General features: G+C 55.3%; 16 protein-coding genes. 2 read left to right on the top strand and 14 right to left on the bottom strand.

Annotated elements, in window-relative coordinates:
- Positions 1 to 7 precede the first annotated feature (7 nt).
- Positions 8 to 757 (bottom strand): electron transfer flavoprotein subunit beta/FixA family protein, encoded by a 750-nt coding sequence (locus tag BM438_RS22530; RefSeq protein WP_093638035.1) that lies wholly within the window; start codon positions 755 to 757, stop codon positions 8 to 10.
- Between the two features lie 1,206 nt (positions 758 to 1,963).
- Between BM438_RS22530 and BM438_RS22525 the strand changes: the two genes are divergently transcribed.
- Positions 1,964 to 3,145, top strand: coding sequence for an AraC family transcriptional regulator (locus BM438_RS22525; protein ID WP_093638032.1), 1,182 nt, complete (start codon positions 1,964 to 1,966; stop codon positions 3,143 to 3,145).
- 136 nt (positions 3,146 to 3,281) lie between these two features.
- On the opposite strand, the gene BM438_RS22520 is transcribed toward BM438_RS22525, so the two are convergent.
- From BM438_RS22520 to BM438_RS22470, 11 genes are all read right to left on the bottom strand, one after another.
- Positions 3,282 to 4,736, bottom strand: coding sequence for a pyruvate carboxylase (locus tag BM438_RS22520; protein ID WP_093638029.1), 1,455 nt, complete (start codon positions 4,734 to 4,736; stop codon positions 3,282 to 3,284).
- A 10-nt stretch (positions 4,737 to 4,746) separates the two neighbouring features.
- Positions 4,747 to 6,120, bottom strand: coding sequence for an acetyl-CoA carboxylase biotin carboxylase subunit (locus BM438_RS22515; protein ID WP_093638026.1), 1,374 nt, complete (start codon positions 6,118 to 6,120; stop codon positions 4,747 to 4,749).
- Positions 6,113 to 6,637, bottom strand: coding sequence for an acetyl-CoA carboxylase biotin carboxyl carrier protein (locus BM438_RS22510; protein WP_093638023.1), 525 nt, complete (start codon positions 6,635 to 6,637; stop codon positions 6,113 to 6,115). The genes BM438_RS22515 and BM438_RS22510 overlap by 8 nt, the downstream gene beginning before the upstream one ends.
- Before the next feature lie 156 nt (positions 6,638 to 6,793).
- Positions 6,794 to 8,329, bottom strand: a complete 1,536-nt coding sequence (locus BM438_RS22505; RefSeq protein WP_244179432.1) for a class I adenylate-forming enzyme family protein — start codon at positions 8,327 to 8,329, stop codon at positions 6,794 to 6,796.
- Between the two features lie 52 nt (positions 8,330 to 8,381).
- The gene (locus tag BM438_RS22500; RefSeq protein ID WP_093638020.1) at positions 8,382 to 9,179 is read right to left on the bottom strand and encodes a tyrosine-protein phosphatase; all 798 of its coding nucleotides are present in this window, start codon (positions 9,177 to 9,179) and stop codon (positions 8,382 to 8,384) included.
- A gap of 682 nt (positions 9,180 to 9,861) precedes the next feature.
- A complete protein-coding gene (locus BM438_RS22495; RefSeq protein WP_093638017.1) occupies positions 9,862 to 10,833 on the bottom strand; it encodes an aminotransferase class IV in 972 nt (323 codons plus the stop codon).
- 118 nt (positions 10,834 to 10,951) lie between these two features.
- Entirely contained in the window at positions 10,952 to 12,166 is a 1,215-nt protein-coding gene (locus BM438_RS22490; protein WP_093638014.1) for a thiolase family protein, read from the bottom strand.
- A gap of 45 nt (positions 12,167 to 12,211) precedes the next feature.
- Entirely contained in the window at positions 12,212 to 12,982 is a 771-nt protein-coding gene (locus BM438_RS22485; protein WP_167378435.1) for an SDR family NAD(P)-dependent oxidoreductase, read from the bottom strand.
- 133 nt (positions 12,983 to 13,115) lie between these two features.
- Positions 13,116 to 13,889 (bottom strand): SDR family NAD(P)-dependent oxidoreductase, encoded by a 774-nt coding sequence (locus BM438_RS22480; protein WP_167378434.1) that lies wholly within the window; start codon positions 13,887 to 13,889, stop codon positions 13,116 to 13,118.
- 71 nt (positions 13,890 to 13,960) lie between these two features.
- Complete coding sequence (locus tag BM438_RS22475; protein ID WP_093638004.1) at positions 13,961 to 15,007, bottom strand: phosphotransferase; 1,047 nt, start codon at positions 15,005 to 15,007, stop codon at positions 13,961 to 13,963.
- Between the two features lie 376 nt (positions 15,008 to 15,383).
- On the bottom strand, positions 15,384 to 16,628 hold the full coding sequence (locus tag BM438_RS22470; RefSeq protein WP_093638000.1) for a cytochrome P450: 1,245 nt from the start codon (positions 16,626 to 16,628) through the stop codon (positions 15,384 to 15,386).
- Positions 16,629 to 17,150: 522 nt separating this feature from the next.
- On the opposite strand from BM438_RS22470, the gene bioA reads away from it, so the two are divergent.
- Positions 17,151 to 18,593, top strand: a complete 1,443-nt coding sequence (gene bioA, locus BM438_RS22465) for an adenosylmethionine--8-amino-7-oxononanoate transaminase (protein WP_093637996.1) — start codon at positions 17,151 to 17,153, stop codon at positions 18,591 to 18,593.
- Positions 18,594 to 18,820: 227 nt separating this feature from the next.
- Here the strand turns inward: bioA and fabG are convergent, their stop codons facing one another.
- Together fabG and BM438_RS22455 are read right to left on the bottom strand one after the other, a co-directional pair.
- Positions 18,821 to 19,561: a 3-oxoacyl-ACP reductase FabG gene (gene fabG / locus BM438_RS22460; RefSeq protein ID WP_093637991.1), complete on the bottom strand. Its 741-nt coding sequence runs from the start codon at positions 19,559 to 19,561 to the stop codon at positions 18,821 to 18,823.
- Positions 19,562 to 19,722: 161 nt separating this feature from the next.
- Complete coding sequence (locus BM438_RS22455; protein WP_093637988.1) at positions 19,723 to 20,628, bottom strand: phytanoyl-CoA dioxygenase family protein; 906 nt, start codon at positions 20,626 to 20,628, stop codon at positions 19,723 to 19,725.
- Positions 20,629 to 21,141 lie beyond the last annotated feature (513 nt).

Below are 21,141 nucleotides of genomic sequence, written 5' to 3'. Positions count from 1 at the left end.
TCTTCCTTTACAGAACCTTCGCTTCGGTTTTCAGCTTTTCGATTAGTGTTTTCGCGTCTCGCAAGCTTACCCCGGCGTTGCGTTTTGACGGCTCAACCAGTTTCAAGGTCTTCAAGCGAGGGAGAATGTCGACTTCCAAGTCTATAGGCTTGATGGTCTCTAAAGGCTTCTTCTTCGCCTTTATGATGCTTGGCAAAGTCACATACCGAGGTTCATTCAAGCGCAAGTCGGTTGTGACTACAGCAGGCAGGGTCAGCAAAAGCGTTTCCGAGCCACCATCGACCTCACGGGAAACGGTTGCTCGGCCGTCAGCAATTTTCAGCTTGGATGCGAACGTTGCCTGCGGCAGTTGCGCAAGGGCCGCAAGCATTTGGCCGGTTTGGTTTGAGTCATCGTCGATGGCTTGCTTACCCAGAATGACAAGTTGCGGTTGCTCCCTGTCGACGATAGCCTTCAAAATCTTCGCCACGGCGAGAGGTTGCAGGGTCTCTGCTGATTCGACCAAAATCGCCCTGTCTGCACCGATAGCCAAGGCCGTTCGCAACGTCTCCTGACATTGTGGACCACCGGCCGACACCACCACCACCTCGCTCGCGGCACCAGCCTCCTTTAGACGCACCGCTTCTTCCACTGCGATTTCGTCGAATGGATTCATAGACATCTTCACGTTGGCAAGTTCGACGTCTGTCCCGTCGCCACGTACGCGAATCTTAACGTTGTAGTCGACCACCCGTTTTACTGCTACCAATACCTTCAAAATGAAACTCCTTGGTAAGAATCGACCGTTCGCGGCACGCTCCGCGTACCGGCTGCTTTAAAAGTCCGTGAGCTAAGGAAGAAACGAATACACGCGGCAGTTGCGGTCTTCATCGAGTGCTGCGGCTACTCATCCCGGCCGACCCGCTGCATTTGCGAACAAGTGGCGGTTCAGACCTCGAAAGCGAAAAAAATCCGACCGTTCGTGATTCCCTCCATCGTCAAAGACGATCCGGCTGACTAGTTGAAGTACCGTTGAATATCAATCACTCGTACAGCACAACATCAATGCGCATGTTGAAAAGTGGCGAATCGTTGAGCCGGCAGCTGACTTTCATCTATCAAAGTGCCTGGACCCGTCCGTTCTATCGCTGTGCGTTAGCCTATCGGACACATGCGAGCTCAACAGGTGTAACCGGGTCAAAGAAAGTCGGTCGAAAGGCCAGGGCGAGCGACTGCGCAACATCCCAGATACGGCGAACCCACAATCGACTCAACAGCAAAGAAACAACGTCCATCAATTCACTTGCGAGCATTGCAAGGTTGGCAAGGCAGCCGAGAACCGGGACTCGTCTAAGCTGCTCACGGAGGATTGCCCCCTAGTGGGCTAGTGCCTCGCGACGCAAGGACCGCATGGCAGCAGAACAGGCTCGCAGATTGATATGCCCCTGAAATATAAATTGAAGGCAATACGTAATATTCACACCTTCGTCTGTCGAGGGCAGATGACGAGTTTGGCCTAAAAAATAGGTCACAAAACCAAAATACACTTCCGTATCAACCATGGTCGATAATGAGATCTCTCGCGATCACTCTTTCGGGCGATACCGCTCTCATGCCTGTAATTAGGGATTCTACTGGGGATGTTTAATTTTTTTGTCCTTGAACTTTCGGTCGCTTGAGGCCTAGAATTAGGTCACTCAAATGGTTTTCATTGACGAGTCCACATGGAGAAGCGACAGCTCCTGTGAGCAGGCCGATGGACGCCAAACGATGACGCAAGGCGCTGATATCGAAGGTGAGCTTGACCGCTGATTGCGCCGGCTTCGCGCGTCTCCGCACAATACGTTCAGCGCGTCCGCGGCTCGTGGGAAGCCGGTCCTCAGATTCACTTGGTTGTTGCTGGCCCTCTTTAGCAGCTGCATCAGCGTTTGTCTCTCACCGGTGCCCCAACAGGTACGCTCGAGACCTTGAGATTGGAACTATCATGATTCCCGTATTCGAAAACAGTGAAATGAACGCGACAACGTCATCATTAACGCTGGCCGAGCTGCGTACAATTCTCAACGTTCTTGAGTCACGAGGCATCTCGGGAGCCGAGGTTCTCGCACATATCGATGTATCACCTGAAGAATTGTGCAATCCGAAGGCGAGGATATCGCTGACGCAGCAACTGCAAGCGCTCGACTACGGCATTCGGAATCTGTCGGAGCCGAGCCTCGCTTTCGAGATTGGTCAGCAGATGCATCTGACCACTTTTGGTATTGTTGGGTTCGCGTTGTTGAGTAGCGCGACCCTTTCCGATGCTCTCGAGCTGGCTTCAAGATATGGTCCGCTGCTCAATTGCAAGTGGACAAGTGCGCTGGCCACCGACAGAACGAATGCATCCATTTATTTAATCGATAACGGTCCGCGTTCGACCTTTCGGGCGGCCGAATGTCTCACCATGGAAATTGCGGCAATACTTTCGCTGCTCAGAGATCTACTAGGTGCCAACTTCCGCCCCGGCCTCATCCGGATTCCGGCCTATGCGTCCTCCGCGTCGGGAACATTGTCCTTTTACGGTTGCCCAGTCGAACCCAACTCGGTCCGCGCTGAGATCGTCTTCGATGCCGGGTGGCTCCGGCGCCCGTTGCCGCAAGCGGATTCTGTGACCCATGCCAGTTGCGTGCGCGCTTGCGACCACCTGCTTGACGAGTTTCGCCATCCAAGGAATCTACTCGACGAGATGAAGGCGTTGCTGCTTAGCACCGACCGCGAAATTCCAAGTCTGCCCGATGTCGCAAGCGTGCTATGCCTCTCGCCACGCACATTACGGAGAAGGCTACGCGACATGAACACCTCCTATCTTCAGGTGCTGAACGACGTTCGGAGAACGCTGGCAACCCAGTATCTGTCGACCACTGCGAAGACGACGGAGGAAATTGCTGAATTGCTGGGATACAGCGATGCCGCAAATTTCCGTCACGCTTTCAAGCGATGGACCGGCCAATCACCTCGACAATTTCGCACTGAGTCGGTTGCCACCTCTCTTCCCCCGATCTCTCCACGGCAGCGGACCAGGCAGGCGGCGTCTACGCGCGCCATCAATGCCGGCTCTGACCTTGCTCGTTTTTGGGCCGAATCGGTGTCGGCAATCGCATCTGAACTTCCGCGCACTCTGACGTAAAGCGCCAAATACTGCTCTGCGCCAGAGCTCCTCGACTATTGCCCCAGCGCAAAACGCTCAACCTGCGTAGATGAGGCGAAAAAACCCACACGGAGACCGTGCGGGCAAAATACTCCCAGACCTTCGCTTGTCTTGCTTAACTGCGAAGCGTCAATGAGAGGCCTTCCGATTGCATCTGCACCACCGGAAGATTCGCCAGCTTCATCAGACGACCGACCTGCTCCATTTCCGGCGAAGACAAGAGAGGATAGTCCCGCTTCAAGGGGCCTGCAGCCTTCATCCGCTCCAAATCCGCCTCCGGCAACAATACCTTCAACAAAAGCTCATCATCATCCCGCGTGCCATATCGCTTGCGCAGTTCCTCGATGGTCGGTTGCTCCGGAGGATTGTCCTTAACGAACTTTGCACGCGGACTGCTGAGGATTTGGTCCAAAATATTCGGTTCGATAGGTGCCACGGTCTGGCCATAGTTCCCCAGCGCATACTCGATGATTTCGTCTGGGATAGTCTTATACCGCTCACCATGTACAAGGTTTAAAACAGCCTGAATGCCGACGAGCTGACTGAACGGAGTCGCCATGCCTGGGTAGCCGAGTTCCTTGCGAACAATCGCAACTTCCGCCAACACCTCGTCCAGCCTATCGGACATTCCGTGCTGAGCAAGTTGTGCCTTGAGCGTACCAGTCATGCCTCCTGGAATTTGATGCTGGACAGAGAACAGGTTGTACTCTGCGGACTGGTTGACAAGGAAGCCAGCTGCTTTACCAACTTGCTCCATGCGGTCCGCCACCGCTTGGAACTGACGCTTGTCAAGCGAGTGGGTGTGGCCCAGCAACTCAAGATTGTGGACCATGATTTCCGTCGACGGTACCGACGGGCCGTTTGCCATCGGGCGACTCGCGGTGTGGATAACCGAGACGCCGAGCTCGATAGCGTCGAGATAGTTCTTCGCCGATTGGCCCAAAAGGTTATTTGCGTGCATCTCGAGCGGTTTCCCTCGAGATTTTGCCTTGATGGCCGGAATCAGCGTTGCCATGCGCTCTTTGGTAATCACACCGGCTGTGTCATACAACAGCAGTGTATCGATGTCCGGGGATGCGGACAGCTTGTCCGCCTTATCGGCGTAATACGCGTCATCATGAACAGGCGACAGGGTATACATCAACGCGCCCGTCACTTCGGAGCCGAATTCTTTGGCCACCTTCGCGAGACGCGTCATTTTGTCGACGTTGTAGAGCAAATCGTAGATCCAAAAGCTGCGACAGCCGTGCCGGTTCAGCTGACGCATCCAAGCGTCCATAATTGCATCGGATGACGTGCGGAACGTTCCCATCGCATTTGAACGCATACCGGACCGGAGGACAGTCCGCGGCATCGCCTCAACAAGGGCGTCGAGCGAATCCCATGGATTCTCTTTGCAATATCGAACGAGAACCTCGAAGTGATTCGAACCACTCAGTTCGATGCGGTTGAAACCTGTTCTGTCCAGGTTGCCTGCTACCGGAAGAGCCATACCCGCTTGCAAACGCATGCCCCAAAGGCTCTGCATACCGTCGCGGAAAGTTTCATCGACAAACTCAATATGTGCCATGGTTTCGCCTTTATGCTTTGAAGCTGGGAAGCAGAGTTGTTTCCAGCCAACGGGTACTAATTCGATTGTTTCGGAAGTCGTCGTGACTGACGATTGCAGTCAACAATGGGATGTTGGTTGCAACGCCCTGAACCTGAAATTTCGACAATGCTTTGATAAGCCGGTCAATCGCTTCGTCTCGCGTGTCAGCGCTGACGATTAGCTTTGCAATCATGCTGTCGTAGAAGGGGGGAACAACGGACCCCTCCATCACCGCCGAGTCGACCCGCACGCCCGGGCCGGTGGGCGGTATCCATCGTGTAATCCTTCCGGGGCTAGGCAAGAAGTTCCGGCTTGGGTCCTCAGCCAGGATGCGGGCCTCAATTGCGTGTCCTCGCGGCTCGATTGTCTCCTGCTGCGGAAGCGGTCGACGGCCTAGCGCGACCTCAATCTGCATCTTGATAAGGTCAACTCGGGTAATCTGCTCCGAGACGGGATGCTCGACCTGAATCCGGGCGTTGACCTCCATGAAGAAAAACTGTTGACGGTCAACGTCATAGAGAAACTCGACGGTACCAGCGTTGCGATATGAAATCGAAGACAGAAGACTGACAGCTGCCGCGCGTAAGCGTGTGCGGACGTCATCCGGTAAAATTGCCGCCGGTGCCTCTTCAATCATCTTCTGGTACCGGCGCTGCACTGAACAGTCGCGCTCGGCAAAGTGAATCACCCCCCCTGAACCATCCCCGACAACTTGAACCTCCAGGTGGCGAGCGCGCTCAACGTACGTTTCTATGTACAGCGTGTCGTCACCAAAGGCCTCACGTGCAGTTGCCGCCGCCCGGTCAAAAGCGTCTGCGAGTTCTTCAGGATTGTGCGCCACAATCATCCCGCGGCCGCCGCCGCCGGCTGATGCCTTCGTAATGACTGGGTAGCCAATCGCCTCCGCGATGCGCAGCGCTTCATCCTTGTCAGCGACCTTGTCACTGCCTTTCGTCATCGGCACACCGGCCGCTTCCGCCAATCGCTTAGCTGAGAGCTTGTCACCGACGGCGCGAATAGACTCAGCGGTAGGTCCGATGAAAACCACGCCTTCCTGAGCGCAAAGTTCGGCCAGTCCAGGTCGCTCGGACAGAAAGCCGTATCCAGGATGCAATGCTGTACATCCGGTTGCCACGGCGGCATGAACCACCAGGTTTTGGTTGAGATACGAGTCGCGTGACGCTGATGGCCCTAGCACTACCGTCTGCCCCGCCTCTCTCGCAGCTGGACTGTCGGTGTCAGCCTTTGAGACGCCAAGAACGGTCTCAATACCCAACTCGTGGGCGGCCTTGATGACACGCAGAGCGATTTCTCCTCGGTTGGCAACAAACAATCGCTCGGTCTTGGCGGATAGGTTAGCCATTGGTTTGCACCACAAAGAGCGGTTGTCCATACTCAACCAGGTCGCCGTCCTTGACTAAGATTTCGCGGATGGTGCCCTTTACCTCTGCCCGTAAGGTGGTGAAAAGCTTCATAACCTCGATGAGGCAAAGTTCGGTGTCTTCGGTAACCTCCTGCCCAAGCTCCACGAACAAGGCCGCGCCAGGCTTCGGTGAACGATAGAAAGTCCCAAGTGACGGCGCCGAAACATGCACGCAACCCGGGGGCAACTCAATCCTCCCACCAGTCAGTGGATTTGGCGTCGGGTCCTTGTTAACCACCGTCGATAAAGCAGGCGTAGCAACCGCCGAAGCAGCAGCCAGTCGGCCATTCGCAGCCGTCGAAACTGTCGACGATGCAGTCGGCGAAAACGACGCACGACCATCGGCCTCTTTGCTAAGGAAAAGTTCGGAATTCCCAACACGAAGCTCAAGTTGCTTCCACTTGCTCTGTTCAAACATTCGAACGATAGCTTCGACGTCGCCTGAAGAGATTGTCATAACTTTCCTTTATCAAAATTTTGGTCAACTCGGACGCGGCTCGAGGTTCAGCCGAACCGTTCAAAACGGAGACGTCGGGGACGCCTCGATCCCGTTCGGGCGCAATTCATGGAATTGAAGAAACGCGGAATCGCCTCGCCAAAGAATGCAGCTGTGTCACCTCACCTTCAATTTTTCGCGCAACTCCGTGCGCAATACCTTGCCGGTACTGTTCTTGGGCAAGGTATCGAGAAATACATAACGCTTTGGACGTTTGTAGCGAGCAAGATTGTCGAGGCACAAGCGGTCAAGGCTCTCAACTGTCAAGGAGTGTCCAGTTCGCGCGACGACGAACGCCACAACGGCCTCGCCCCACTTCGCATCGGCTTCACCCACTACAGCGACCTCGGCTACGCCGGGGTCGGAGCATAGGACGTCCTCGACTTCGCGAGGGTAGATATTCGACCCGCCGCTGATGACGACGTCTTTCGCACGGTCCTTCAGCCAGACAAAGCCACGCTCGTCCATCGTGCCCATGTCCCCGGTATGCAGCCAGCCATCGCGCACCGCGTCTGCTGTCGCGTGCGGCTGCTTCCAGTATCCGTTCATGACAATTGGACTTCGCACTACAATTTCACCTGGGTCTCCACACGCAACCTCGCGGTTTTCCGCATCAACAATCCGTACATCAACCCCAGAGCGGGCTACGCCGACAGAGACAAGGCGTTCGTCAGTCACATCCGGGGTATACAGATGTTTCGGCATGCCGGTAATAGTGCATGGACATTCGCCCTGCCCATATGCGTTGATAAAGCGTGGGCCGAACACCTCCAGAACACGCTTCACATCGGCTGCGAAGAATGGTGCGCCACCGCCAACAATAGACCGGACGTGCTCAACTGCGCATCGAGCGATGTCAGGACTGTCGACAAGGCGTCGGGTCATCGTGGGCGCAGCAAAGAAAGTCAGATTCTCGTAACGATTTATGAGCAGCGCGATTTCGCTCGCGTCCACTCCACCGCTCACGGGCAGCACATTGTTGGCCCCTTTCGCAACGAACGACAATGACACGAGTCCCGCAGCGTGGGACTGCGGCCCAAGATGCAAAAGACTGTCCCGGTCGGTAACATGGTCGAAGTCACACAGGTAGCTCCAGGCCATCAATTGGAGATTCAGGTGACTGAGCATGGCCCCTTTGGGACGTCCGGTGGTGCCACTCGTATAAAAGAGCCACGCCAAGTCATCACGACCAACATTGGTCTGAGTAATGGGGGCATGAAACAATGCCGAATAGTCAGTCCCATCGACACACACAACTTTGACCGGTCGCTCACCGCTGCCCGCCAAAGACGCAATCGCTTCCGCATGCTCCTCAGTAACGAAGCAGAGGGACGCATCGCAGTTATCAATAATGAATGCGACTTCGCGAGCGTGTAGCTTCGCGTTCACCGGAACAGCGACGAGACCAGCGTGCCAAATCGCAAACAGAACTTCGAGGTACTGAGGCCGATTGCTCATCGCAAGGACAACACGGTCCCCGACCTTCAAGCCCAGCACATTACGCAAACCGCCTGCTATCCTTACGACCCGCTCATACATCTCCGAGTAGGTGAACCTCTGCTCGTCTCCCATCGAAACAGCGGGCCGGGTCCCATATGTCCGGGCAGCGTTTCCAAGCAATGTAGAAATGTTCATGTCTTTGAAGGTTTCCATGTGAGACGGCTATAATCCGCCCTATGCGTTTCCATTCGCTCGTCGGAACCATTCAGACAACGAGACGTGACTCCAACTCCTCGCGCATCTCCGACGTAACGTGTAAAACGGTCGACACATAGGCATCTACGCTTCCGTGTTGTTCCGCTATCGCCTCGAAGGCGGCCTCAAGGAATCCCGCCTCTACGGAGGTAATCACGCGGACTGCATCATCGGTAAGTCCAGCCCCGAATCGCTTTTCGAGGTCAGCTCTGATTGCAGCTGCACGTGCATCTGAATCGCCTGCCGTGTTCGTGAGGAGGTAGTCATGGATAACGTCGTCCCGGTGAACGCCCATCAGGGTGTGCAAGAGCGCAACAAGGACGCCTGTGCGGTCTTTTCCTGCAGAGCAGTAGACGACGGTCGGTCCATCGCACTCGGCAAGCGTGCGAAAGTACTGGCGGAACACGTCAACAATTGCCGGGCGAAACGGCAATTCTCTATAGCGAGACGTCAGCGTTTTTCTCGCGTCCGCGCCTTGCATAGCTTGAGACGCCGCTTCGACATGAGGAGCGAAGGCGGCAGTTTCGCCATCCGAGGCAATGACGACACCGGGGAAACCGACGTAACGGCGGCACGGCGCCTTCGCGCGCTCGCTCTTTCCGCGCAGGTCAATGACGGCATCCAGGCCAAGCGAACGCAATACGAGCAGGTCATTATCGGAAGCTTTGGCATGCTCGCCCGAGCGATATAGTCTGCCCTCTACCAGCCGCCCTCCTCCTGCTACCTCGTAGCCACCATAATCCCGAAAGTTGTGGATACCCGTTGTTGCTACAAGGGGAGTGGCTTCACGGCTCGAATTTGAGTGCATCACGACGCAGCCCTTTGCTGGAAAACGACGACAAACGGGGAGAGAGAAATTATTTCGAACACCGCGCCCCCCACCTCAACAGTCGCTAAGATAATTAGCGATTTGAGTTTAAGAAAATTCCAAAGCGAGAGTGAGGTGTGGATGGGACACGTTTATGTGGCCACTGTCACTGGGGAACCAGAACGGCTTTCTGGCGTCCTCGCCAGTGGAGCGACCTTCCGTCCCCTTTCCGATATATGCGCCAAGCGACGCGCCCGCTACTTTTGCCCAAGGAATGCATGACGCGGGAGATGCCAACAGGGACTTTTGCGAGTTCGCATTGGCAAAATTCCACTCGACGCACCTGTTCCAGCCAAGAGCTTGAGCCATTACGCCCAATCGACTTTCGATAACGGTCACGCGCCATTCCGACAACTGTGCGATGACTGCCGTACCGCTGCCATGCTTATAGCTCAGCCATCAAGGGCAGAGCATCCCATGCATCCACCGGGCCGGAACCCGGGCTGCGTGGAAGCGACAGCCGAACGCGCCTACCAGTTCTGCAAGGTTGAGTGGCTACCGATATCACCGGTTAGATGTTCTTTCACCGAAAGGGCGCCCGCTCCTAGATAAGCACATTCAACGGCCGAGCATCCGTCGATTCTCGCTCGGCCCCGAAATGGAGGTTGGGCCACGCACGCGCTCATTGGTTGTAGTCGACTTTTTTTCCAAGCCATCCATCCCAGCGCTTCCGCCAATATAGATTGTGAAGCTCGGTTGTCAGCTCGCCAGGCCCAGCTTCGCCGCCCAATACCTTCTCGTCAACGCTATTGATAGGCATAATTCCACCGGCAGTCGACGTAACAAAGGCTTCGTCCGCATTTTTCAGCTGTTCAGCATTAACGGCTTCGACACGAACCGTAAGCCCGAGCTCAGTCGCCAGTTCCATTGTTGTGCGCCGAGTTATGCCCTCAAGCACTCCGTGGTCCGGCGTATATACCACGCGGTCTTTGATGAAGAAGATGTTTGCCCCCGGCGCTTCCGTCAGATTTCCATTCGCGTCGCATAACACCGGCAGGTCAAACCCCTCATCACGGGCCTTGAAATGCGCGAGTTGCAAGTCCAGCCAGTGGAAGTTCTTCGCAGTCGGGTCCACCGCTCGTTCCGGAATTCGAATGAATGACTCACTAACCTGTAACTTCATACCCCGTTGACGAACCGAGTCATCCGCAATGAATCTATAAGGGACGACATAGGCATAAAACTGATTTTCGTACGCGTCTGTATTGTAATTTCCCGCCCCATGAGCAAGCCGCCCGCGGGTCACACACCACCATATGTACGCGTCTTTGGTTCCCGCGTGCCTCACGAGCTCAGTCAGAATCTCAGAAGTACGTTGATTATCGAACGGATTTCTAAGGCGAAATTTCCTGCAAGAATGCGCAAACCGCTCCAGGTGGTCATCGAGGCGAAAGATGAGACCTTTGCTGACGCTAACGACATCATATGCGGCGTCGCCGTGTCGGAATCCCAAATCCAGAAGTGGAATTGACGCGTCGGAAAGCGGACAAATCCTCCCAACGTAAGCCGCGCCGCTCTCGAAAGCAGGGTCGTGAGGGGCCCGGGCATGCTCCGGATGGCTCAACATTATCTCGTGTACGGGAATGATGCTCATTTCTCGACTTCTCCGTTTTCAGTTCGCCTCGATAGGGCATTGCGTGGGATGCGGTAACGACGGAACTCTCCGACTTCGGTCTTTGCCAGCGACGAGCGAAGAACAAAATGGCCGCGACTTAGACACCCAAAATTGAAATCACTATTGCTGCGGAGTCCTCTCCAAGAAAACCACCACCGTTCTCAGCCAACGCGACGCGTGCGTTTTGCACTTGACGCCCGCCGGCGCATCCTCTGAGTTGCATTGTAAGTTCGTGGATCTGCGCCAGACCCGTCGCACCAATCGGATGTCCCTTTCGCACGAGACCACCGGAAGTGTTGACCGGAATCCTTCCCCCGAGCCGCGTATCTCCATCCCTAAGTAAGCGAATGCCCTCCCCAGGAGCGCACAGACCAAGGGCCTCGTAGTAGACAAGTTCTGCTGGTGATGAAGCGTCGTGCAGTTCAACGCAGTTGACATCCTCGGGACCAACTCCTGCACCGCAGTAGGCCAGCTTTGAAACGGAGGCGGTTAGCTTCTCGTCGCCGTCGTGGTAGTCATAGCCGCTGGCCAGGACTGAACTCAGAATCTTGACTGGCTTTGACACACCGAGCTCACGCGCGGCCCTCGGTGACATAATCACTGCCGCGCTGGCGCCGTCGGCAATCGGCGAGCACATCAATCTCGTCAACGGCTCGATAATCATAGGAGCCCCAAGGACCTGCTCCGCAGTTAGCACCTCCACAAACTGAGCATTCGGGTTCAGGCTTCCATGGAAGGAGTTTTTGGCAGAGACAGCAGCGAAATCAGCCGCCGTTGCACCGGCCGACTTCATATAGTCGCGGGCCATTCGCGCATATACGTCCATAAACACAGAGCGTGTTTGACCGGCACCGCTCTCAGCACGACCTTCGTTCAGTACAAATGCGTTCAGAGCGTCAGGATGCTCAACGTCGGCGCAGCCTGCAAAGACCGAGAATACGCGCTGCTTATCGGGGTGGTAAAGCTTCTCAACACCGAAGGCCAAGACGATGTCGTAGGCCCCAAGCGTCACCATCGACGCCGCCTGCTGGAAGGCGGTGGATGCCGTAGCACATGCATTCTCAACGTTAACGACTGGAACAGCTCCCAACCCCAAGCCACGCAGGATAGCTTGACCCGCGATGCAAACCTGTCCCGTTGTTACTGCCGCAGCGGCGTTACCCGACCAAACTGCCTGGACCCTGTCAATGGTAATGCCGGCATCCTCGAGCGCATCACGAATTGCCTCGTGAGCAAGGTTCGAGAGCGAGCGGTCGGAGTGACGACCAAAACGAGTAGTTCCGACACCCGCCACGAGCGCATTTTGCTGCATCACTTACTCCGGAGACGAATAGTTTCAACGCATGAGTTCCGCGGTTTAACAGCCGGAGAACTTACCACCGTCGTTAACAATCACAGAGCCGGTCATGAACTCCGCATTAGATGACGAAAGGAAGAGAATCGCCGGGGTCATGTCATCAACACGGCCATGTCTGCCAATCGGACGTACCTTCAGTTCAGTGTTTAGCGCAGACCCAGGGAGATCAGCGCTGGCACCCCATCGAGATGCATACTCATCAATGACGCCGTGACACAGGCAGTTCGACCGCACGCCTTCACCGCCGAGTCGAAGTGCTTCCATTCGGGTCATGTTGACTATCGAGCCCATAGCTGCCGAATGCACCGAGGAACCAGCCGGTCCGCCCATAAGGCCAAGGTTCGTTGCTACATTGACGATGTTTCCTTTCGATTCTTTGAGACTCTTCAAGGCCTGTTGTGTAACGAACGTCGCGGCCTTGAACGTGCCGTTGATAGCAGAATCCCAGTTCTCTGGAGTTACGTCTTCAAAGGGAATGTCCGCCCGTAGTCCACTCGCATTCACCAGGACATCCAAGCCACCAAGTCTCGCAACGGCCGCATCGACCACAGATCGGCATCCGCTCACCTGATTGAGGTCGCCAACTATGCAGATCAATCTGTCGTCGTGAGCTAACTCTTTGAGCAATTCGTCAGAGATTAACTCGTTTGGTACCTGAGCCGCCACGATGGCGCCATGTTCGAGATATGCTGCAACAGTCGCCCGCCCAATAGGATAGTTACCACCGGTAACTAGAACCCGCTTCCCCGTGAAATCAATTTGCACTTTCATAATTAGCCCCTGGATTCGAGGAAAAGCTACGCACGGTCCACCCGCGCTGCTCTCAACGCTTTCGCAAACTTCGGTACCGCCCTGTTCACACCCAAAACAATCTGGTCGGCCACCAGCGACGCCCGAACCCGGCTCAATTGCGGCCGCCCCAAGAGCGGGCGGCCGTTGCCCCGCCGTCGTTCGAGATAACAGAACCCGTAAAGTAGGCTGCTGCATCTGACGCTAGGTACGCGATGGCGGAGCCGCACTCTTCGATGCTCCCCAAGCGTCCGAGCGGCACGCATGCCTCGATGAACTGGAACACTTGACCGTTAAGTTTGGCGTTCTCGGCCGCGATAAGCGGCGTGTCGATGTATCCCGGACACAGCATATTCACTCGAATGCCATAAGGTGCGAGCTCCAAGGCGAGCGATTGCCCAAGAGAAATCATTCCGCTTTTCGCCGCCGCGTACACGTGGCTATCTGTTGGTCCAGCACAAATACCGGCCGTCGAAGCTGTGAAAATAACGTTGCCGCGCGTCTTCTTCAACTCCGGAAGGGCATATTGCGTAAGAAAAAATGCTGACCGGAGATTCGTATTGATGATGCGGTCGAAATGTTCTTCGGAGAGGTCCTCGAGATAGCCCAATTCGCCGATACCAGCATTGTTGACCAAACAATCGAGGCCGCCCATTTTCGCCACGGCCTGTTGGACGATAGATTTGCACGAGTCCAAGTCAGCGACGTCTCCGACGACGGCAACGAGACGCTCGCCTCCGCCCAACTTTTGAATCGCGTCGCGCACGCGCGTCATATCGCGGCCATGGATAGCTACAACCGCACCCTCTTCGAGCAACTGGGCCGCCGCGCCATAGCCGATACCCATCGTGCTACCCGTCACCAGTATCTTCTTTCCCGCTAGCTTCATGTCAGTATCCTTTATGCAGCGATTCATTCCGTTGGGGGGAGCTCGCAGTCCGCCGGCAGACCCGACTGACATCAACTCTCAAATTCACGCCCGTATTGGCTTAAAAGTGATTCGAATCGCGGCAGAATCAGGTCGTAAAGACCATCCAGAGATGGATCCTGTCCAGGAAGAACAATATCCATGCCCTTCGATACCTCCTCAGGCGTGAGGAAAAAATAAGGGTCGAGGATGTGTTCAGCACATTCAGTGCACAGACGCAGCGCCGACATGATTTGAAATGCGTGAACTTCACGGAGACGCTGCTGCAATTGTTCACCGTCGATTTCGCCGTAGTAGCACTGCAGCGCATACCGCGTCATTTCGTCGTCCGCCTCTCCCCACATCAACATCTCAGCGACATCCCACATGGGATGTCCATACGCGCCTCCGTCCCAATCGATAAACATGATTTGACCGTCAGGGTCGAAAATCATGTTCACGAACACCATATCGTTGTGGGTCAGGACCGGAAGATAGGGCTGAATTGCCGTTTCGAGCCGATTCGTAATCTCCCGGAACCTGGGCACCATCTCGACCCATTTCGACGGATGGAAGCCGTTGGCTTCTTTTCCATTTTCCATAGCGTTCAGGTAGCGCCTCACCGAGTCGAACGGCCACCAATAGCTGATTGTTTCCTCTACTGCGTGGGAGCCGTTGTGCAGCTTCTTCATGCTATCGATAATCTGCTTCACGATGGCCCGGTCTTTCATCTGCTCAAGCTGCACACCGGTACCATCAACGAACTCGGTGACGGTGAGGTTCGGTTCGGCGTAAATTAGTCGTGGCCCAACGCCGAGAGTGTGGGCAGCGATAGTGCACTGGACGATGGCCGTTTGCCTCGTCCGGAACTGGTCGAACCCGACTCGGACTGCGAATCTCTCTCTGGAACTGGTTGTCACGAAGAAGGTTCGGTTTTGAAGCCCTCCGAATTTCTGCTCAACTTCAATCGTGCCGTTCCAAATCGGAAGTGTCCGGATGTGCGCCTCGGTTTGAGCTGGCGTCCACGACCGACGCACATACGAAATCTCTTCGATTCGCGGCAGATGCGCTGCTGTGGTATCGGATTGTCTGATGTCCATCAATCTTCCTGAATTCAAAAAGATGAATTTTGCAGAGGTGACGATGAAGGATGCCTTCGAAGACGATGCATCTCTACATCCAAGCCACGCGATGCCTCAATTCAAAAGTTTCAGCTCGTAGTCTTGAAATTACTTACGCCCGGTCGTTCGAACTGGGGGGGAATTGGAAGTAATTCCAGCCTTGTAGTCCACCGAGCGGGTACGTTCCCGGACGATTTAAGAGGTGACGAGTCACCCAATCCGTCCGCCCTTCTACTGGCTGCTGGCTACAGATTACGATTGAGGCGCGAGGAGAAAAAGGTGAGCATCGGACAACTACCGGTGTGGAAAGGTCCAGTTAGCAAACTGCAGTCCGAGGTCGCGCCGCTTAAACCGGCTACAAACCAACAAAATTGTTGGATCGAGCCAATTCATGCCTTCCTGTTCTCACCGACAGACTTTCAAGCCCACGATAGACAGCGTTGCGGTTTTGCGAACCACTGGCCTCAGATAACCGCATGTCCGGCCAACGCCTCGCAATGGCGCGAAAGGTAACCTCTGCCTCCAGCTGAGTGAGTGATGCCCCGATGCAGACATGCGGACCCTGCCCAAATGACAGATTTAATCCCTCTCGCCTCCGGATATCCAGGCGGTCGGGAGACGTATACCTCTCAGGGTCGCGGTTTGCCGAACCAATCAACGCGATGACTAGTTGCCCGCGCTCCAGTTTGTGTCCGTGGAGCATGTGGTCCGTAGTGACACGCCGTCCCGTATATTGAACCGGGCTGTCATAGCGCAGGAGCTCACGAACCGCCCCAGGTATGAGCTCGGGAGATGCCAGAAGCGCGTTCCATTCTGTCGAATTGGTCAAGAGCGCCCGCATTCCGTTGCCGAGCAGATTTCGCGTTGTCTCGTAGCCTGCAAACAGCATCATTGCGCATTGCGTGACAAGTTCTGGCTCCGAAACTATCTCCCCTCGCACTTCGGCGGTTATCAACGACGACACCAGGTCATCATCGCAGCCGAGCGTTCGACGGCTCGCAATCACCTCCCTAAAAAAGCCGGACATTTCAAGAAGGCTGGTCTGAGCTCGTCTCCTTACGTCTAGATCCGGCTCCGGAGAGCCGATAAAGGCGGACAAATCCGCCGACCATTCCTGGAGACGGGGTTCGCTGAAATTTTCGATTCCCAACACCCGAGCGATAACCAAGGCAGGCAGCGGAGTAGCTATCTCACCCACGAAATCGAACTCGCGGGTCGCGCCGACACCTTCGATCAACCCATGTACTGTGGCTTCGACGAACTCGCGAGAAACCCGTGAAACAGCTTGCTTCATCGCGCGATTCAGGACCCGCCTCAGACGACAATGGTCTGGAGAGTCAAGAAACAGCATCGCTCGACTAAACAGCTTCTGGAACGGACAGAGTTCCAACTTGTGTTCGAGCTTTCCCGCCGTTACCCAGCCTCCCGTGCGACGCGCGGAATATCGACGACTCTGCAACACCTCTGCAATATCTCGATAGCGTGTGACAAGCCAAGCGCCGCCAAAAAACTCGTTGCTCCAGTGAATCGGGCCAGCATTCCGCAACTGTTCGTATGTCGGATATGGGTTTTCGAGAAAGCCGGCTGTGAGGATATTCATCAACGTATTGCTCGATACAAGGACAATTAGACAAAAAGCTCTTACCGGATGCCCGCAAGCGTCATTGATAGTCCCGAGCGCGGAGCGACCTGCGACAGTAGCCGCGTCCGCACGCTCTCTTCCGAGGGCTGTATGGACCGTGCCCGGTGCAGAAGGGTCGGCATGTGCGGTCTAAAGACGCGCAATATCGCACTGTCCCGCCTGGTCGCACCACAGCACATCGTCTTCCGATTGGCTCCCGTGAAAGTCCGGCTTGCAACACGTACCGAGGCTACATCAGGGAAATAGGTGAAGACAGGTGCGAAACGGACAGTAAAAGTGCAACAAAAGACACGACCGCGTGCAAGCATTCAACTGTAACTTGACGCGGAGCGTTCGCACAGGAATCTGTCCGCTCAGGACCTCTTTAAATCCACACAGACGTGGACAATGGATTCGCATCATGGAAGTGTCCGTCGTCGTCCCCGGTGACAATCAACGGACTGGCATGCAATCGGGTATACATTCGGAACGACCTCGACTATGGTGAACAACTCGAAATCTCATGCGCCAGTGTCCGGTGGCAAAGTCAGATCTAACGCCAACGCGACGTGGCAACAACGCAGCACACGTCATGTATGGCATCCGTGCTCGCAGATGCAGCGGGCCGGCGTCGCGCCTCCATTGCCTATTGCACGAGCACAAGGGCCATGGCTCGAAGATTACGAAGGTCGACGCTACTTCGACGCCAATAGTTCGTGGTGGGTAAATCTCTTCGGACATTCCGACGCCGGGATAAGCGCAGCGCTTCGACATCAACTCGTAACTCTGCCCCACGTCATGCTTGCAGGCTGCACGCATGCGCCGGCAGTGGAGTTAGCCGAACGACTGAACGCCCTGACCGGGGGAGCATTAGGTCATGCATTTTACGGTAGCGACGGAGCATCCGCAGTTGAGATTGCACTAAAGATGAGCTACCACTACTGGCGCAACAAGGGGGTAGCCGGGAAAAAAGAATTCGTATGTCTTCGCGGCGGCTACCATGGCGAGACGCTCGGTGCATTGTCTGTGACCGACGTTGCGCTATTTCGTCATGTATATGACCCATTACTGCTGCACCCTCACCTGGTCATGTCGCCCGACTCCCGCGCCGCGCGAGACACCGAGACTAGCGAAGACGTGGCAAGCCGCGCCCTGCGAGAAGTCCACGCGCTATTCGAAGCACGGCATCTGGACATTGCAGCGATAATTATCGAACCGCTGGTCCAGTGTGCCGCGGGTATGGCAATGCACGACGCGGCCTACCTGCGCGGGCTGCGTGCCCTTTGCGATAGATTTGACGTTCATCTGATAGCAGACGAAATAGCTGTCGGCTGTGGCCGTACAGGCACCTTCTTCGCTTTCGAGCAAGCCACACTGCCAGATGCACCTGCTATCTGGCCTGATTTCCTCTGCCTTTCGAAAGGAATCACCGGCGGATACCTCCCGCTTTCGATTGTTCTGAGTCGTAACGCTATCTTCGACGCATTTCTCGACGATGACATCTCGCGTGGATTCCTTCACTCTCACTCGTACACGGGCAACGCATTAGCATGCCGCGCGGCGCTAGCTGTCCTGGACAGGTTTGAGGAAACCAATGTTCTCCGCAAGAATCAACTCGTCGGGTTGACTCTAACGAAAGCATTGGCAGAGCTCGCGGCTGACCACCGCATTGAGAGCTTCAGGCAGCGCGGCATGATATGGGCATTTGACGTCCGTGACGAATTTGCCGGTCCCCGATTTGCTGAACGTTTCCACATGCAGGGTAGACAGCACGGTCTGCTGATTCGTCCGATCGGACGCACAGTGTATCTTCTGCCTCCATACGTTCTGAACAGCGAGCTTGCACACTGGCTCGCGGAGAGGACACTGGAAACCGTCAACGATACGCTTTCGCAACTCGACGACCATCGACACGCCGCAGGGTCGGCGGTCACGTTGCCTTGAGCCCGACCGCACGGGCACGTTCACGGAACACCGTCAAGGCAAGTATTCCGAACCTGCTCGGGTCGTACGAGCTACGCTTCGTCGAATATCAACAACCAGGGCTCTACTAGTTCTTTGCTGCGGCCAAAAATTAGACGGGGCTGTAAGTTCAAAAGATATCTGGGCAAGTGTCTTTGTGAGTAGCAGCGTGCCTCAAAATGGCTCGCCGCCGCGAGGGTTATCAACCATTACAGCGTCATCCCGCCGGACACCTCAATTGCAGCACCGTTAATGAAGCTTGCGTCGTCGCTCGCCAAGAACGCATAGACATTCGCGACCTCGTCGGGCAGCCCAAGGCGTCTCTGCCAGCACGAACTGCGCATCTTGGCGAGACCATCCTCCGGTATCTTGAGCAAGCTGGTTGTACCGATAAATCCAGGACAAACAGCATTGACACGAATTCCCATCGGACCAAACTCACGCGCCCAGCTTTTTGTTAAACCAACCACACCGAACTTGCTAGCAGAGTAATTCGACTGGCCGAAATTGCCGTAGACACCGACAATGCTGGACGCATTCAGCACCACGCCGCGTCTTTGTTTGAGCATCACGTCCACAACGGCCTGGGTGCAGTTAAAAACGCCTTTGAGATTGACATTCATGACGGCGTCGAACTGCTGGTCGGTCATTTTGACGAGCCGTGCGTCTTGAGTAATACCAGCATTATTTATCAGGATGTCAATCCGGCCGAACCGCTCGCACACGTCCCCGACCATCGAATCAATATCAGGACGACAGGTCACATCCAACGGAAAACACGCAACTCTACGGCCAATCTGATCGAGCTTTGCCCACTCTTCGCCTAGCTGCGCATGGGCGATATCGCACATGACTACGACAGCCCCTTCCTCTGAAAGTCGTCGCACGGTCGCGAGCCCGATTCCATCTGCCGCACCCGTCACGACTGCCACCCTATCTTTAAGCTTCATATTGGTATTTCCAAAGCTCCACGTTACGGTGATACGGCTGAATTGAGGACGTTCCACGTATCCGCACCCCTAGCGTAGAGCCCAAACGCTGTAGCCGGCATAATCGCATGGCTATAGGGGTACTTGAGATCGTCAAGCTCTCGGCAAGCTACAGTTGCGTGCTATTGCTTAAGCGCCTGCAACTGGCGTTTCTCTATCGTTTTATCGCTTTCTGTCCGCAATAGAACTTGAGGGTCGCACATTTGCCCATCAATCTCGACCCAACCCATGTAGTTGTCACCCGCCGACCATCCGAGCAATTGCTGGACTTCACTTGGTAGCGACTTCACCTTCTCGACGGGCAAGCTCAAATACTGGTTTTCTTCCTGACGAAGATTTCCCAGGTCAATCGACATGGTGACGCCGAGTCTTGCCGTCTCAGTCTTGTTGTGACCGCCGGCGTGATACAGCGAGCCAACCCAAATCAATGCAGAACCGGCGGTCATCTCCGTGGAAATAGCTTCGGCCCGCGACGGCTGTCGTTCGTCATCCCATTTGTGGCTACCTGGGATGACCAGCGTGCCGCCGTTTTCAGCAGTGAAATCAGAGGCGGCGACCATGATTTGAAGCCGCGCTTCACGGGCGAAAGTGGGATGCCGCCAGGAGAATACCGTGTCGTCGCGATGAAGTGGTTGCTCCCCCTGCCCCGGCCCAATCTGAATCGCCTGTGTCATGCCGACCTGAATCATCGGCGTCACCGCCACCCGATTTTCGCCGAACCACACATCAACCGGCTTTTTAAGAATTGAATCGGCCGCTCCCTTGTACAGGGGGTGCAAAACGATATCGACCATACAGCGCGACCGCGAGAACAAAGCACCGGCACGTCGCGTTTTGACACCTGCGAACGTCGGATCCTCCCCAAACGGCGTGACATTCAAAATAGGTTCAAGGTCGGCGTTCAGTTTGCGGAGTACGTCTTCCGACAGGAAGTCCTCTATGATTACGCCTCCATCCCGTTCAATCACGGCCACAACATCTTCAACGGTCGCCGCGTTGGTAAGTCTTGTTAGTTTCGACTGTGACATCTTTTCCTCAAAGGTTATTTCACTGGAGTCTTCACTCCGTGAGATACGAGACTCCTCATCTCATGTTCAGGAGCCGAATCCCGATTTTTGATTGCCTGAAGTTTCTACCAATGCTCCAGGCCAGCGACGCGCGGTTACCTGCACTCCCTCTATGTGAGCGATTCTGGGTGGCCCGCCAAGACTTCGCCTTTCGGATTTCACTCCAGTCAATGGTTTGGTCTTCGGCATCGACATGTGGATCTGTGACAATCAAGATGTGACACATGGCCACCGACCTTCATGGCAAATCAGACAGGCAGTGAATCGGCCATAGGTTGACAGCACGTCGCGGCCGCGTCGAGGTGAAAGTTGGCCATGTGTCTCGCTCTTTCTGGCCTGTGGGAGCATTGCAAATACAGCGAATATCGATAGAATCAATTAGTCAATGCGTGATCATGCTGGCAAGCCGACACTTACAGGACCAACATCCCTTGCGTCAGCTCGTCGTCGATGCGCGGTTCGCTGTGCGTCGTG

Source organism: Paraburkholderia aspalathi, from assembly GCF_900116445.1.
Classification (GTDB): Bacteria; Pseudomonadota; Gammaproteobacteria; order Burkholderiales; family Burkholderiaceae; genus Paraburkholderia; species Paraburkholderia aspalathi.
The sequence above is the reverse complement of the archived record's forward strand: the minus strand, read 5'-3'. Positions and strand labels throughout refer to the sequence as shown.